15 protein-coding genes and 1 pseudogene are annotated in these 15731 nt (G+C 32.1%); 6 read left to right on the forward strand and 10 right to left on the reverse strand.

Annotated features, from left to right (window positions below; translation table 11 throughout):
• A pseudogene (locus Q0409_RS10165) lies at window positions 1–483 on the reverse strand (indolepyruvate ferredoxin oxidoreductase subunit alpha); the annotation flags it as partial.
• Between the two features lie 368 nt (window positions 484–851).
• Here Q0409_RS10165 and tfrB point away from each other — a divergent pair.
• The 4 genes from tfrB to glyS all read left to right on the forward strand — a co-directional run bounded on the left by tfrB (window position 852) and on the right by glyS (window position 6087).
• Entirely contained in the window at window positions 852–2363 is a 1512-nt protein-coding gene (gene tfrB / locus Q0409_RS10170; RefSeq protein WP_298537842.1) for a fumarate reductase (CoM/CoB) subunit TfrB, read from the forward strand.
• Between the two features lie 21 nt (window positions 2364–2384).
• On the forward strand, window positions 2385–3179 hold the full coding sequence (locus Q0409_RS10175) for a TrmJ/YjtD family RNA methyltransferase (protein ID WP_298537845.1): 795 nt from the start codon (window positions 2385–2387) through the stop codon (window positions 3177–3179).
• 105 nt (window positions 3180–3284) lie between these two features.
• Window positions 3285–4160 (forward strand): DUF362 domain-containing protein, encoded by an 876-nt coding sequence (locus Q0409_RS10180; protein ID WP_298537847.1) that lies wholly within the window; start codon window positions 3285–3287, stop codon window positions 4158–4160.
• A 214-nt stretch (window positions 4161–4374) separates the two neighbouring features.
• Complete coding sequence (gene glyS / locus Q0409_RS10185; protein WP_298537851.1) at window positions 4375–6087, forward strand: glycine--tRNA ligase; 1713 nt, start codon at window positions 4375–4377, stop codon at window positions 6085–6087.
• Window positions 6088–6206: 119 nt separating this feature from the next.
• On the opposite strand, the gene Q0409_RS10190 is transcribed toward glyS, so the two are convergent.
• Entirely contained in the window at window positions 6207–7022 is an 816-nt protein-coding gene (locus Q0409_RS10190) for a winged helix-turn-helix domain-containing protein (protein ID WP_298537853.1), read from the reverse strand.
• 16 nt (window positions 7023–7038) lie between these two features.
• Window positions 7039–7842: a winged helix-turn-helix domain-containing protein gene (locus tag Q0409_RS10195; protein WP_298537856.1), complete on the reverse strand. Its 804-nt coding sequence runs from the start codon at window positions 7840–7842 to the stop codon at window positions 7039–7041.
• 466 nt (window positions 7843–8308) lie between these two features.
• On the opposite strand from Q0409_RS10195, the gene Q0409_RS10200 reads away from it, so the two are divergent.
• The gene (locus Q0409_RS10200) at window positions 8309–9070 is read left to right on the forward strand and encodes a TatD family hydrolase (protein WP_298537858.1); all 762 of its coding nucleotides are present in this window, start codon (window positions 8309–8311) and stop codon (window positions 9068–9070) included.
• 17 nt (window positions 9071–9087) lie between these two features.
• Here the strand turns inward: Q0409_RS10200 and Q0409_RS10205 are convergent, their stop codons facing one another.
• From Q0409_RS10205 to Q0409_RS10215, 3 genes are all read right to left on the reverse strand, one after another.
• The gene (locus tag Q0409_RS10205) at window positions 9088–9525 is read right to left on the reverse strand and encodes a C-GCAxxG-C-C family protein (protein ID WP_298537861.1); all 438 of its coding nucleotides are present in this window, start codon (window positions 9523–9525) and stop codon (window positions 9088–9090) included.
• Between the two features lie 147 nt (window positions 9526–9672).
• The gene (sepF, locus tag Q0409_RS10210; RefSeq protein ID WP_298537863.1) at window positions 9673–10071 is read right to left on the reverse strand and encodes a cell division protein SepF; all 399 of its coding nucleotides are present in this window, start codon (window positions 10069–10071) and stop codon (window positions 9673–9675) included.
• Window positions 10072–10349: 278 nt separating this feature from the next.
• Window positions 10350–11405, reverse strand: a complete 1056-nt coding sequence (locus Q0409_RS10215) for a DUF1611 domain-containing protein (RefSeq protein WP_298537866.1) — start codon at window positions 11403–11405, stop codon at window positions 10350–10352.
• Window positions 11406–11862: 457 nt separating this feature from the next.
• On the opposite strand from Q0409_RS10215, the gene Q0409_RS10220 reads away from it, so the two are divergent.
• Window positions 11863–12453, forward strand: a complete 591-nt coding sequence (locus Q0409_RS10220; RefSeq protein ID WP_298537869.1) for a ZPR1 zinc finger domain-containing protein — start codon at window positions 11863–11865, stop codon at window positions 12451–12453.
• Window positions 12454–12588: 135 nt separating this feature from the next.
• On the opposite strand, the gene Q0409_RS10225 is transcribed toward Q0409_RS10220, so the two are convergent.
• From Q0409_RS10225 to Q0409_RS10240, 4 genes are all read right to left on the reverse strand, one after another.
• Window positions 12589–13029: a hypothetical protein gene (locus Q0409_RS10225; protein ID WP_298537872.1), complete on the reverse strand. Its 441-nt coding sequence runs from the start codon at window positions 13027–13029 to the stop codon at window positions 12589–12591.
• A gap of 675 nt (window positions 13030–13704) precedes the next feature.
• Window positions 13705–13962 (reverse strand): hypothetical protein, encoded by a 258-nt coding sequence (locus Q0409_RS10230; protein ID WP_298537875.1) that lies wholly within the window; start codon window positions 13960–13962, stop codon window positions 13705–13707.
• 143 nt (window positions 13963–14105) lie between these two features.
• Window positions 14106–14936, reverse strand: coding sequence for a carboxylating nicotinate-nucleotide diphosphorylase (nadC, locus tag Q0409_RS10235; protein ID WP_298537878.1), 831 nt, complete (start codon window positions 14934–14936; stop codon window positions 14106–14108).
• 211 nt (window positions 14937–15147) lie between these two features.
• Window positions 15148–15483, reverse strand: a complete 336-nt coding sequence (locus Q0409_RS10240; RefSeq protein WP_298537881.1) for a hypothetical protein — start codon at window positions 15481–15483, stop codon at window positions 15148–15150.
• Window positions 15484–15731 lie beyond the last annotated feature (248 nt).

The following is a 15731-nucleotide window of genomic DNA, read 5'->3' on the forward strand; positions in this document are numbered from 1 at the left end:
TAAGTCAAATCCGTAAACCATCATATCCTTTATCTCTTGAGGAGAAGATGGTTCTAAAATTGGGACAGAGGATAATCTTGAATAGTTTCTTGTATCCTGTTCATTCTGAGAAGAAAAAAGTGAAGGGTCATCTGCTACAAGAACAATCATTCCTCCCTTAACACCAGAATAAGCAGTAGTCATGAATGAATCGGCAGCTACATTCAAACCTACATGTTTCATGAAAGTGAATGACCTAAGGCCACTTGCAGCTGCAGTGGCTGCCACTTCCATAGCTACCTTTTCGTTTGCAGAAAATTCAAAGTACATCTCTGCATTTTTAGCAACAACTGATAATATGTTACCTATTTCAGAAGAAGGAGTTCCAGGGTAAGTTGCTGCAACTGATACGCCAGCTTCAATAGCTCCCCTAACAGCAGCTTCATTACCTAAAAGGAAAAGCTTATCTCCTTTTTCACTAGTTACTAATTGATCATAAGCCATATAAATTCACCACACACGAGATTTCGATTAATCTCTAAAATTTTTATAATAATTGTAAGTATTAGATAATAATTAGAATTCTGAGATTTCATAAAATTATAAAATCTCATAAATTATCATAATAAAATATTAGTTTCTTTACATATTTAATACATAGCATTTTTAAGGAAATTTTAAAGCGATTGCTAAGAAGAATTGTTGTAATTAAAAAACACTAAACTTTATAATAAAGCAAATAAAAATATATAAAGTGATTTATTATTATATTATATAAAATAAATAAATGTAATTTAAAGGAAAAATATAAAATCAATTTAAAAATCATATTGACAAAATAATTATTTGATAGTTTTAAAAAAGGGATTGCTATGATAACCGTTTATGTAAAAAGATTCAACAAGGAGACTGATGAGGAACCTCATATTGAATCTTATGAAATTGAAGAATATCCTGGAATGAAAGTGCTTGATGCATTGGAAGAAATCAACAGAAAATATGATGCTGATATCAGCTTTAGAAGCTCATGCCTTGCAGGACAATGCGGTTCATGCGGAGTGAAAATCAACGGAAACGGTGCACTTGCATGTAAGGCAGAAATTAACGATAATGTATTAATTGAACCATTAGACTTCCCAGTCATAAAGGATTTGATTGTGGATAGAAGTTCTGCTGATGAAAAGGTAAAGCAATTGCAGTTAAGCTTGGATTGTGACAGCGAAACTTCCCATGAAAAGCTTAAGCCTGAAGACATCAAGGATACCAAAAAGGTTAGAAGCTGCATTGAATGTTATACCTGTTTATCCAGTTGCCCTGTGGTAAAGCACTTCAATGAAGAATTCCTCGGACCTTACTACTTAAGATACATCTCCAAGTTTGACTTTGATCCAAGAGATGAATATGACAGATTGATAGAAGCTCTTGACAGCGGAATGTATTCCTGTACAAGCTGTGGAAAATGTGGGGAAATCTGTCCTAAAAACATCAACAGCTTTGGGGATGCAATCGAAAAACTCAGAGCAATGGCTTATGCAGGAAATCTTGGACCTCTTGATGCCCATAAGGTCTTCAAGGACAATGTTGTAGCAAGCGGAAGAAGTGTAAGCAAACCTGAAGAGCCATTCATTGAAACAATCCATAAGAAATGGGATGAAGAAGGCAAATATTATACTGATGATAATGAAGATAAGGAAAAAGTTGCATTATTCACAGGATGTATGGTGGATTACAGAGCCCAAGAGGTAGGATATGCACTACTTGATGTATTGAAGGCAAATAACATCGAGATAGACATTCCAGAAGGACAAGTATGTTGCGGTTCCCCTCTTTTAAGAACAGGTCAAGTTGACGTAGTTCAAGAGCTTGTAGACAAAAACAAGGAAATCTTCAAGGATTACGATAAGGTAATCACTATCTGTGCAGGTTGTGGAGCAACCCTTAAAAATGACCATCCGAAATATGGTTCCGAGCTTAATGTACAGGATATCAGTGAGTTCCTAATTGACAAGCTTGATACAAGCAAAATGAAAGAATTGAATACCAAAGTGACCTGGCATGATCCATGCCATTTATCAAGAGGACAAGGAATCAGAGAAGAGCCAAGAAAGATTATTGAAATGATTCCTGGAGTTGAATTTGAAGAGCTTGAACTTCCTAACCAATGCTGTGGTGCAGGTGGAGGAATCAAATCCGGAAAACCTGAAATTGCTTTAGGGCTTGCTAAGGACAAAGCAGAGATGGTTAAAAAAACCGGTGCAGATTATGTGACTACAATCTGCCCATTCTGTCAAATCAACATACAAGACGGATTAAATGAAATCGGTCTTGAAAACATAAAAATATTAAATCTTATTCAATTACTTAAAATGGCTTATGGTGAATGAAGAACCAATAACAGAGATAACATGAAAAACAAAAACAAATCAAGCGATAGAGGCAAGGTTAAGGAGATAGTTGAAGATGAAGAGACTATCAGACTTAAGGAAAACATCTATGTTGTTTTTGTAGAATGCGAATCTCCTGGAAATGTTGGATTTTTAGCAAGGACAATGGGTAACTTCGGACTTCATAAACTGGTTCTAATCAACCCATGCACCCTTAAGGATGAGGCTTATTATCAGGCAATGCATGCAAGGGAAACCGTTGAAAATGCATTGGTTTATGATACAGTTGAAGACTTTGTAAAGGACAATGACATCGATTTCATAGTCGGTTCAACTGGAGCTCCGGGTGGAAGCTATAACCTTTCAAGGATTCCAATAAAGCCTGAAGAGCTTGGAAAATCAATGAACTACAATGATAAGATCGCTATCCTTTTTGGAAGGGAAGGAAACGGTTTAACAAATGCAGAAATAGAAATGTGCGATATTACTGTAAGCATTCCAACTGACCCAAGCTATCCCATCATGAACATTTCACATGCAGCAGCAGTCATTCTCTATGAAGTCTTTAAAAACAGAAACAACTATCCCGTTGAAGGATTGGAAGAAAGCACTGCACTTGAAAAGGAATACTTGCTAAGTGATATGGAAAAGCTAATCGGCACACTATCCATTCCAGACCATAAAAAGAAAAACGGATTGAAAGTGTTCAAGAATATCATCAATAGGGCGTTCATTACTGGAAGAGAAGCACATACATTAAAAGGCATTTTAAGACGATTGAATAAAAAGATAGAAGATGAAAATAATGATGAATAATTAAAGAAACTTTTTTCTTGAAAAACTTATCAAAAAATATTTAAATATAAATAAGATTATATCTATATTAGACTTATATAAATAAAAAATTCAAGGGACTAAACTATGGACGATAAAGATAGACGAAAAGGATATTATGAAGATGTGACTACAACTTTTGTTAAACACGCTTTTCACACAAGATTTTTCCTTTCCAGATTAACCAGAAAATCAAGAATAGCTAAAAAAATCATCGATAAGATCCTATTCGAAGACGATGAGGTTTATGTCCTTCCAAATAAGAAGTCAATAAAAAAGACAATTACAACAAACATTGAGATCAATCAAAGCTTCCAGAAAGATGATTCAGAGTTCGTCCCAAGCCAAATCATTAAGGAAGTGATTAAGGAAGCTGAAGATATCGTTATCATGCACAAATGCCTCTGCAGATCTTCTGCAAACTGTCAAGATTATCCGCAGGACTTCGGTTGTATTTTCATTGGCCCTGCAAGCCGAAAGATAGCTTCAAAATACGGTAGAAGTGCTACTGTTGAAGAGGCATTAGAACATGTTGACAAGGCAGATGAACTAGGATTAAGCCATGTTATCGGCAGAAACAAGATAGATAGCGTTTGGATGAATGTAAGGCCTAAAGAAGAACTCTTGACAATTTGCCATTGCTGTCCTTGCTGTTGTCTATGGAAAGTTCTTCCAGATCTAGATGATGAAATCAGCAATAAGGTCAAAAGACTTGAAGACGTTGAAGTGCATACAGTTAATGAAAACTGTAAGATGTGCAGAAGATGTTTAGGTGATGACATTTGCTTTGGAAATGCAATTTATCTTGAAGACGGCAAGATAACAATTGATCAAGACAAATGTGTTGGCTGTGGACACTGCGTTCAAACATGCAAATATGATGCAATTGAATTGAATTACAGCCAAAAATCCATTGATTCTGTGGTAAATAGAATCGGAGAATTAGTTGATTATAAAAAATAATTGACTAATTAACTTTAATTTACTTTTTTTAATTTAACTTATTTTTTACAATTTTGTAATCTAATTTTATAAAAACTTATAATAATAATTAAATAGAAAAATTAAAATGTTAAATTATTAAGTTAAATTATTTGATTATAATAACTTATTTCAAAATATCTAATTAAATATTCTAATTAATTTAAAAAATTATTTTACTTATGGAGAAATATTAATGAATCATGAAAAAATGTTTAATATTGCACGTAAAAGAGGTTTCTTATGGCCATCTTTTGAGATTTACTCAGGAGTGTCAGGATTTACTGATTACGGACCTCTTGGAGCAAGCTTAAAGAATAACATCATGCAAAAGTGGAGAAAGCAATACATTGCAGGAGAAGGTTTCCACGAAATTGAAGGGCCAACTGTAATGCCTAAGGAAGTGTTGAAAGCATCTGGACACGTTGACAACTTTACAGATCCTATGACCAAATGTCTCTCTTGCGGTGAAGTGTTCAGGGCAGACCACATCATTGAAGAGGCAATCGGCGAAGATGTGGAAAGCTTGGAAAACAGCGAAATGGATGAAATCGTAAAGGAAAACAACATCAAATGTCCAAGCTGTGGCGGAGACTTGGCAAACATCTGGAACTACAACTTGATGTTCAAGACTGAAATCGGGGCAAAAGGCGACAAAGTAGGATACATGAGACCTGAAACAGCTCAAGGAATTTTCATCCTATTCAAAAGATTATCCAGATTCTTTAAAAACAAGCTCCCATTCGGTGCTGTGCAACTTGGAAAAGCATACAGAAATGAAATCTCTCCAAGACAAGGTGTCATTCGTCTAAGAGAATTCACTCAAGCTGAAGCGGAAATATTCCTAGACCCTGAAGACAAGACCCATCCAAAATTTAAGCAAATAGCTGATGAAATATTATACTTATCCTCTCAAGATGTTCAAATGAATGATAAGGAAACCTTGGAAATCACTGCTCAAGAAGCTTTAGACCAAGGAGTCGTATCTTCTGAAACATTGATTTACCAATTGTATCTTGCAAGAAAATTCCTTAAGGAATTAGGCATTCCTGATGAAGTATTGAGATTCAGACAACACTTGCCTGGAGAAATGGCTCACTATGCATTAGACTGCTGGGACGTTGAATGCTTGACTGACCAATACGGTTGGGTTGAAATCATCGGTATTGCAGATAGAGGAAACTATGACCTAACTGCACACAGCCAGTTCAGTAATGAGGAATTAAGCATTTACATGGAATACGATGAACCTAAACTCGTTTCAAAAACCATCGTAAAGCCTAACTTAAAGCTATTCGGACCTGCATTCAAGGGAGATTCTCCAAAAATCAAGACTTACATTGAAAACTTATCAGATGATGAAGTTTTAGCACTTAAAGAACAAATCGAAAGTGAAGGAAAATTCATCCTTGAACTTGACAACACATTCGAGATTCTCAAAGATCACTTGATCTTTGAAGACGTTGAAGAGGAAGTTAAAGGGGAAAGAATCATTCCTCACGTAATCGAACCTTCATTCGGTATTGACCGTATTCTTTACTGCACATTATTGCATTCATTCAAGACTGAAGAAGACGGATTTGAAAAGGAATACTTCAAGTTTGCAAAGGAAATTGCACCAATTCAAGTTAGTGTCTTCCCATTGATGAACAAGGAAGGGCTCGGTGAAATAGCAATTGACATCACACATAAACTTCGTGAAGCTGGTTTCACTGTAGACAACGACACTTCAGGAACAATCGGAAAAAGATATGCTCGTGCAGATGAAGTAGGTGTTCCAATAGCTATTACAGTAGACTTTGACACAAAAGAGGACAATACTGTAACAATAAGAGATAGGGACACTGAAGAACAGGAAAGAGTGCAAATAGAAGATTTAAAAGAAGTTATTGAAGCAAAACTTCAATAAACTTTTTTAAATTTTTAAAACTTTTTTTAATTATTTTTAAATATTAGTATTTTTTTAACTTTTTTTACATTTTAAAAATAATAATCTAACTACTAAACTATTTTTTAGCCTTTTAAACCTTAAATCACCCTAACGGACTTTTCAAAAAACTTTTCAAACAATGCCTTAGCCCACTTTATACCATCAGAATGTTCATTGAGAATAAAGCAGGAATTGTCAAAAAGCCCATCCTTAAAGAAAAGACTCAAGGACATGAATTCATCACAGATTGTCAAGAACACCTTTAAGTCATAATCCACCTTTCTAATGATCACTTGGCCCTTTTTAGAAAAATCAGCCAAATCACCATAATACTTAGAGTTCCTTAAGGAAGATAAAACCTCATCATTTGTTATCAAAAGCAAATTGTCTCCATTTTCCAAATTTTCCAAAATTATCTCCAAATGTTCTTCCAGGAATATAGGAAGAATTATTTCCATATTTCCGCAATTACTTAATAACTCCAGATACTTTGTGAATGACTTTGACAGGTTATGCTCATCAGATTCCACAAAAACAGAATCCTTCAGCAAGTAGGTGTTTCTAAAGGAATCCCTTGGAATTGATTCAATTGAATGATTGAGCCAGAAATCCCTATTCATTTCGAAAATATACAAATCCATAAAAAGCTTTTTCAAGCTTGCAGAGCATAAGACACCTTTAGATGATAATGAATACCTTTTGAAATTCTTTTTTATCAGGTTGATGCGTTCCAATTCCTTCAATCCATGCAATATTGAGGCTGAAGGCTTATCCAATTCCTCCCTAAAGGCATTTAAATCATACTCCATATCTGATAACAATAACAAAAGCAAAGGCCTCATTTTAGAAGCCAATAAAAAGCGAACGGTTATGAAATCATCAGATCTATTTATTGAATCATCTTCATTAAACATCAAATCACCTAAAAAATCAATCCAAAACCAAAGTCAATGCACTTTCATCATATGAATCAAAAATAGTCAATCCCCAACTAATTGCCTTTTTCCTATTGGACAACAATAATCTGTTTTGGTCATAAGTTCCATCTAACTTAAACAATCCAACTGTAATGAATTCATTTGAAATCGCAAGAGCTATTTTAATATCATCATTTAGGTATTTTATTGAAAAATTGCCTTCATAAATCCCTTTTTTAACAACATCGTTTCCAATATCCCTTATAAAGCCATCCAATATGTCTCTAGAAACTATCAATTCAACAGAGATTCCTTTTAAAACCAATCTTCTGATTAATTTAGGATATTCCGGATGGAGGTAAGGAAATATTACCTTTAATTGTTTAGAATTTTTGAATAAGCGCTTGAACTCCTTGTGTGTCTTGTAGATATCCATTGAATTGCATCTAATCAATTCAGAGCCTTCCAAAGAGGAGAGCTTATTTAAATCATCTATTGTTAATGAACTTATGTCATGATCTAGCCAAAAATCAGAATTATTGGTAATTGTTGAAATCACATCCCTGAAATCCATTAGTAGTGTGATGTAAATCAATCCTAGATTTGTCAATTGAAAGCTGTTATGGATTTTCTCAACATATCCCTCATCACACAACTTATGAATATTACTTGAAATTGAGCTGTAGCTCAACAAAGACTTCCTATTTATATCCCTTATTTTCAAAGGCCCATCCACTAAATCCACTAAGACTTTTAATCTAATATCTGAATTATTTAAAAATTTCAACTCTTCTCCAACTACTGAGAAATAATACATATTACCACCATTTTTAGATTATCAAATCAATTGATAAACTAAACATTAACTTAATTTTTAATAAAATTTAAATCACTTATAATCCAATAAAACTAACCAAAAAAGAACAAGAACCCAAAAAACAAAAATTTAATCCCCAACTCAAAACACCCCACGACCAAATAAATAACCTAATTGAAAGTTAAAAATTTAATCATATTATCTGTTAACGGATAATTAACTCAATTAATAATTTTCATAAACATATATATAAACATGCTAGAAAAACATGAACAACAATAACAAGATGAAATCAATATTGATGTCAAACTGTTAAATTTTTATAAAAAACTGAATCTAAATGAATTTTAGAAAAAAATAATATATAAAACAAATCAAATAATAATTAGAAAGAGATTTTTCTAATATACTGCAAAAGACATTCTAATTGTGAAATTCCAATAGATTAAGAAAACATGGTGAAAATATGATTGATACACATATGCATGCTGATTCAAGAAGCAGTGAAGACTTTGAAAAGATGTTCATTAGCGGAATAGACACCGCAATTACCTGCTCATACTACCCATATAAAATTGATAATGACCCTAAAATACTTTTAAACCACTTGAATAGAATCCTAAACTTTGAGCCAAGAAGGGCAGGAGAATATGGCCTTGACCTAAAGGTTGCATTGGGAATTCATCCAGCTAATGCATTAGAAAATAATCAAATCATATTTGAAGCATTAGAGACTTGGATAGAAAACAATGACATAATAGCTATTGGAGAAATAGGATTGGATGAAAACACTGATTTGGAAAAGGAAGTCTTTAAAAAACAATTGGAATTGGCAGAAAGAACAGAATCAAAAGTTATCATTCATACACCAAGAAAAAACAAGCTTGAAGTCCTGAAGGACATAAAGGAAATAGTGCTTGAAAACATCAATCCAAAGCTTGTTGTAATCGATCACATAAACCTCAATACCATAGAAGAGGTGATTGATGAGGAGTTCACCATAGGATTGACTGTACAGCCTCAAAAGATGGAGGTTGAAGAGGCAATTGAAATATTGGACAAATACGGCTTTGATAAATTCCTATTGAATAGTGATATAAGCAATAAGCCATCTGATCCACTTTCTGTTCCAAAAACCGTGAGAACACTGAAAAAATTAGGATACGATAAAAAAGGGATAGATAAGGTAGCATTTGAAAATGCTAAAAAGTTCTTCAATATTAAATAAAGGGAATAATTAAAAAATTATTCCTTAATTAGTTTTTCCACAATCAATGTAGCGGATTCAACCATTTTAGGACAGAACTCAGTGAAAAGCTTATTTTCCACCGCATATTCAACTCCTTCTTTAGTTCTTATGTCACAGCCTAATAATTCATTGCAGATATAAGAACCGTTTTCTGATTCAAATTCCTCTAAGAATTTAACGCAAACATCATCAGACTTTAGTTTGCTATCCCTATCACCAACTTCGCTTTGACCATACTTCAAACCTAAAGCCATTAATGCACCAGTGCATGCTCCACAGACTTCACCTTTACGCATGCCGCTTCCAAAACAACCACCAATTTTAAGTGCCTGTTTTTCATCAAGCCCCAATTCTTTAGAAAAGCTTGCAAAAACAGACTGTGCACAATTGAATTTCAATCCGAATAATTCCACTGATCTTTCCACATGACTCATGATACCACCATATAAGTTAAATTGAAAATAATAAATTAAAAAAATTAAATAATTGATAAAAATTATAAAAAAAGAATTTAAAATAGTTGTAAAAATTAAAAAAATAGAAAAAGAAAAGAATAGGAAAAACAATATGAGCATTGTTAATTAATCTTTTCTAACTAATTTAACTCTGGATGGAGTTACAATAATTAGGTTTTTGTCTTCAGATTGTGAAAGCAAGATTGCTTCTGCACCATATTGGTGTCTTAAAAGCTTTAAGATTTCTCCTGCTTGCCTGAAATCTTTTTCACTTTGTTTTTCAAGGAATTTTAAATCAAGAATTACAGGGTTGTTTTCTTCAACGATTTGGTCAAAGATGTAATCCATATCATCAACGGATTTTGGTCTGATTAAAACGATTTCATAAAAAGTTTGTTCTGGAGAAATGCTAGTGAATTCCTCTTCAAAAAATTCATCTTCTCCGTAATCGCCAATTCCGTATGCACTGCCAAAGTCATCTTCTTCAAAACCAAGGCTTTTCTTTAAGTTATCAGTAAAACTCATTTTGATCTTCCCTTAAATTCGATAAATAAAATGATTAAATTAATTTTAAATAAATTTAAAAAAATTTTAAAAATTTTATAATATTTTATAAAAAATTTGTTTATTAATTTAAAAGTTTAATAAATTAAACTTTGTTACATTAAAGTATATATTTTTTTATAGTTATAAAAGTTATTATTTTTTTATGAAAAATGTATTTAAAAAATAGAATTCTAAAAAGATTTAAAAAAATAATAAAAAAAGTAATAGAATAAATAAATAAAATAAATAAAAATCAATTAGTTTTTATCTAAATATTCTAAAATTGCATCTAATATCTTAGCTGCTCCACCAGAATACATATCTGCTGCAGGCAAGCCATATTTCTCTTCAAAGCTTTCTAAAGTCATGTCTTCATCAGCATTTCTAAGATTGATTGATAAACCGACAACTTTAGTGGTAGGTACAACAGCTTCAATAGCTTTTACCTCATAATCGATGCCTCTTGGTTCACGGTATGGGTGGTTTGGTCTGTGACCTACGACAACTGCATCTGGATCTGCACCGATTAGGATACATGCAGACAATCCTCTTGGGTGAGGGTTTCCATCTTCAGTTAAGCTTGATTGCCCTTCGATAAAGATAATATCCGGTTGGTCATTTTCCTCAACATACTTGATTGAACTTAAGATAGCGGAAGGAATGTCCATTGCAGATAAGCTTCCTGCTCTGAAGTTAAATGCAGTAGGCTGTTCCAATCCCATTTCATCAGTGGAAATGATTGAAGCTTTCATTCCTCTTTTCATAGCTTCAATTCCTAAGGATTTGGTAGTGGTTCTCTTACCACATTCCTGGGAAGTACCTCCAACAAAAATAACAGGTGCCTTTGCTTCGTATGAAATCTTAGGCAATACTTCACAGCATTTTTCAGGTGCTACACCGCAAATTTTACGTACAACATCCAATCTTGGACTAATCTCTTTAATGCAAACATCATTTTGTTCAGCAAGTTTTAATAAAGATTCATTTTCAGATAAAGATAAAGATCTAAATGAAACAACTGCATTCTTACCATTTGCCAATGCTTGAACTGCATATTTCAAAGCGGTTCCTTCAGCTCCAATAGGCAACATGATTGCTACAGTATTTGCTTCAGTAGATTCAAATAAATCTGATAAGTTTGATGCCACTTCAAGACCACAGAAAGGTTTTCCTTGTTTTGCAGGGTTATCATCAAGGAATCCTACTGTTTCAATCCCTTCAAGGTTAGAGAACTTTTCTCCTCCACCTCCACATCCTACAATAATATAAGGATTTAATTCTTGAAGATCTTCAACAGAATTTATAGAATACAAGTAATCACTCCTCTTTTAAAAATTGTGTAATTTTGATAAAAATATAAAATGATAAATTGTTAAACATTGAATTTTTCAAATAAAATATATTAAATACTAATGCAATAAATAATACAATATCCAACATTATAGAATTTATCCTAGTGTATTTATATATTTATTATTATTAATAAATATTAGCATAAAAATTATTAAATTAATATTTTTGATAGATTTTCATTAGGATACTAATTTAAGTAAAATTCATTAAAAATTATAAATATTAAAAAAATAAAAATATTATAGAAAATTAAAAAATATTGAAAATTAATTAGTTTTTAAAATATAGTTAACTATATCTAATCAATGAAATCTAAAATAGATAGTTAATATCAACTATCCAAATTATACTATTTAGACTTAATAATTATCAATAGCTATTGCACAAGTATGAAAATTAATAAAGGAGAGAATTAATATGAACACAGATGATGTGACAACTGGAAAAAGTGCAGAAATGAAGATGGATTGTCCAGTATGTGGAGGAAAAGGAACTGCAACTTACACTACTCAAACTCATGAACTTGCTTATTTTGGAGAGGTTGTTGAATCAACCATACAATGTGAAAGATGTGGATTCAGACATAATGATGTTTTGGCAACTGAACAGAAAGACCCTGCCAAACATAGTTTGATAATTACCAAAAAATCTTTGGACTCAAGAGTGGTCAGATCCCAGTCAGCTACAGTTTCACTACCTGAAGTTGGAATCAAAGTTGAACCTGGTCCAAAGTCTGAAGGGTACATCTCAAATGTTGAAGGGGTTGTTGTAAGATTCATTGAAGCAACTGAAAGGGCACTTAATATGTTTACCGATGAGACTTCTCAAAAAAATGGAAAAATTGTTCTTGAAAACCTGCACAAGATTTTAGATGGGGAACTTGAAACTCTCTTGCTTATAGAAGATCCATTCGGACAAAGCAAAATCATGGATGTTCGTGCAAAAACTGAAAGCTTAACTGATGATGAGCTTAAAAATCTAAAAACTGGTTTTACTGTAATTGATTAGAAGAATATTAAAAAGTTTTTATGTCTTTTAATATTTAAAAAAAGCTTCAAAAATAGTTAAAAATGTAAAATTTAAAAAAAAGTAGTTAAAATTGAATTTAAAATAAAAATAAAAAAAATAAGAAAGATAGAAGATTTATTCTTCTATTTCTTCTTCATCTTCTTCTTGTTTTGTCATAGATAATGGAGTGAACTCATCTTCCTCTACGACATCTTTTAATTTGAGAGTCTTTTGTACATCCATAGCTAATGCATCACAATCTGCTTTAATAGCGTTTAAGTGTAATAAAATTCTTTCTTTTTCTTGGTTGATTCTTTTGATGTTAGTGTATGGATAGGTTGACTCTTTAAGCATTTCGTACTCAATGGTTGTGTATGGGTACTCATTGAGTTGTTCACAAACTTGCTTGAGGATGTCTCCTAAGAACTTGTTCATTTCCACTTTTACTCTTTCCCTGATCATTTTGTCATCATCAAGGTTTTGTTTCATTAAACGAACAACTTCTGCTTTAGCGAAAGGTAAGTATTCATCTTCCTCTTCTTCGATTTCAACATTATTGATTTCTTCTTCAGCCATAATACCGTCTCCATAATAAATATTATAAATTTTATTAATAATTGATTATAACTGAATTATTAACTGGCTAATGCAATAATTAGTTCATAAAAATTTATCATAAGCATAAGAATTACAATAAAAATTTTAATATTAATAAAATTTATCTAAATTTTAAATAAATCATGAAAAGCAAGTGAAATGTAAATTTAGATAAAAAATTATTTTTATTTTTTAATAAAAATTGATTTAAAATCTAAAAAATCCATTTGCTTATCTAGATGTAATAATATATTTGTTTAAAGGAATATATAAAGGTATCGCATTATTTTAATTTTATGATTATTTTTTCATATAGTTTACTCTACAACTATATGAATAATTATAGCAAAAGTCAATAATTTTGATAGCTTATAAAAATTGAAAAATCCCTTTTTTAAAATTATGAATTATGTGAAAAATATAAAAATTATTAATTGAAAAATCAATGAAAATTGTTGTAAAAAATAGAAATAATATACTATACTTGAAACAATAGCGAAAAAATATTAAAAATTTAAAATAGTGAAAAATTTTTGGAAAGAAAAAAAATTATAAAAATTTAATCAAAATAATAAATAAAAAAATAAATTAAAATAATAAAATAATAAATAAAAAAATAAATTAAAATAAAATTTTATTTAAAAAACAATAATTTTAGTCAGCACAAGGATCAAGATTGAATGCATATCTATATTCTTGGTTTACAATATTGGAACCTTCAAATCTAGCATCGATTATACTTGAAATCTTTTCAATGGAATCAAGTGAAAGCTCTTTTCCTTCTGCTATTGGGAAGAAGAAAGTGATTACATCATCGGTTATAAGATAATTCAATTCAAAATCTTCCTTTTCAAATTCGCCTTTAAATACTTCAGTGAGTTTTTCTTCTATATTCTTTTCAAGATTTGCCATGATTTCACCTCATATTAAAAGTTATATTTACATTAAGCAATAAGGCATATAAACTTATCCATAAGTCCACAAGCCGAAAATGTTTTTATTCAATAAAACAAAAATTTAAAAAAAAATAATTGAATCAAACTGAATTTGAACATCTAATCCATGTCCAAACTGAAATTCAAGCTGCTTGCCTGATGGGTTATTGAACCTAAGGAAATTATGTCAACATCCAATGGAGCATAATCCAATATGTTGTCTTCAGTGATTCCACCGGAAATCTCAATCAATACCTCTTTTCTCAAATCCTTTTCCTCTAAAGCATTTAATGTATCTTGAGCTTCATCTGGAGACATATTGTCGAACATTACAATGTCTGCACCATTTTCACAGGCAATTATTGCATCTTCAGGTGATTCTACTTCAATTTCAATCTTTTTTGAAAAGCTATTGTTCTCTTTAGCCAATTCGAGAGCCTTTTTGACTGAACCGACAACTGCAATATGATTGTCCTTAATCAAAATCATGTCATCCAATGCAGATCTGTGAGGGTCTCCACCACCAATGGCAATGGCTAACTTATCATACTTTTGAAGTGCAGGTGCAGTCTTACGTGTTCCTGCAACCCTTATTTTAGGGTTCACATCATGAACCTTTTTGACTATCCTGTTTGTTATGGTAGCTACGCCAGACATCCTCATAAGCAAATTAAGTGCAGTGCGCTCCAAAAGAAGGATCTTGCGGGCATTTCCTTCAAGCTCTAAAAGAACGTCCCCTTTGGAAATTGCATCCCCGTCATTTTTTGATGAGATGATTTCAATGCCATACTCTAAAAACATTTCCTTTATGATTTCAATTCCTGCAAGGATTCCATCATCTTTAGTAATCAATTTAGCATAAAATATCTTATTTTCTGGAATTAATGCATTTGAAGTGATATCTCCAAAACCTTCATCTTCTCTAAGCATGTATCTTATAATTTCATCCATTTTTACACCAAAATTATTGAAAACAATTATAAAAAATCAAATATCAATTACAATAATATATGTTTTAAACTATTAATATATTTTATATATTTAAATCAATTATATATATGTAAATTAACAAAATATAAATTATAAGACAAAAGAATTATTTAATCTGGTTAATTCTATCTTAGAATAGCTGAAAAATTTAATTTAAGTGATTTTATGGAAATTACATTTTTAGGAACCTCATCTGCAGTGCCTTCAAAATATAGGAAGTCATTTCCCATATGTCCTCATTTTCCTCTCTTTGAAAATCCAACAGTACGGCGCTTACAGAAAATCGCTTTACCAGCTCCTCCAATTGTTCGGCAACAACATTCGGGTCATGTCCTTGAACCGGTGTGCTGTCATCAAGCAGCAGAATGCTGTTTTCCGGGATTTTTTGAGGAGTGTTGGAAAGACCTGTGCTGTAAGGTGAGAAGTGGCATGCCATATAGGCGGTTCTTTCCGGCTGGAATTCCTCCATTTCCCGGCTTGTTTGGGCGAGAAATACCTTAGAAAACATGGACAATTCCCTCCGACTGTGCTATAATACTGCTGTATTTTATGAAAGTAGGTTTCGGGATATGCGTTTTTCTCTGTTGCCCACTATAATAGCAGACAGCATTACCGATTTGACACCCCAATTGCTGGAGCAGAGGGGAATCAAGCTCTTAATGCTGGACTTTGACAACACCATCGTGCCCTATGTCACCAGTACCCCCACGCCGGAGATGGAGGCCTGGCTGCGCGCCATGTGCGCGTCGGATATCC

The organism is uncultured Methanobrevibacter sp. (assembly GCF_937898925.1).
Taxonomy (GTDB): Archaea; Methanobacteriota; Methanobacteria; order Methanobacteriales; family Methanobacteriaceae; genus Methanobrevibacter.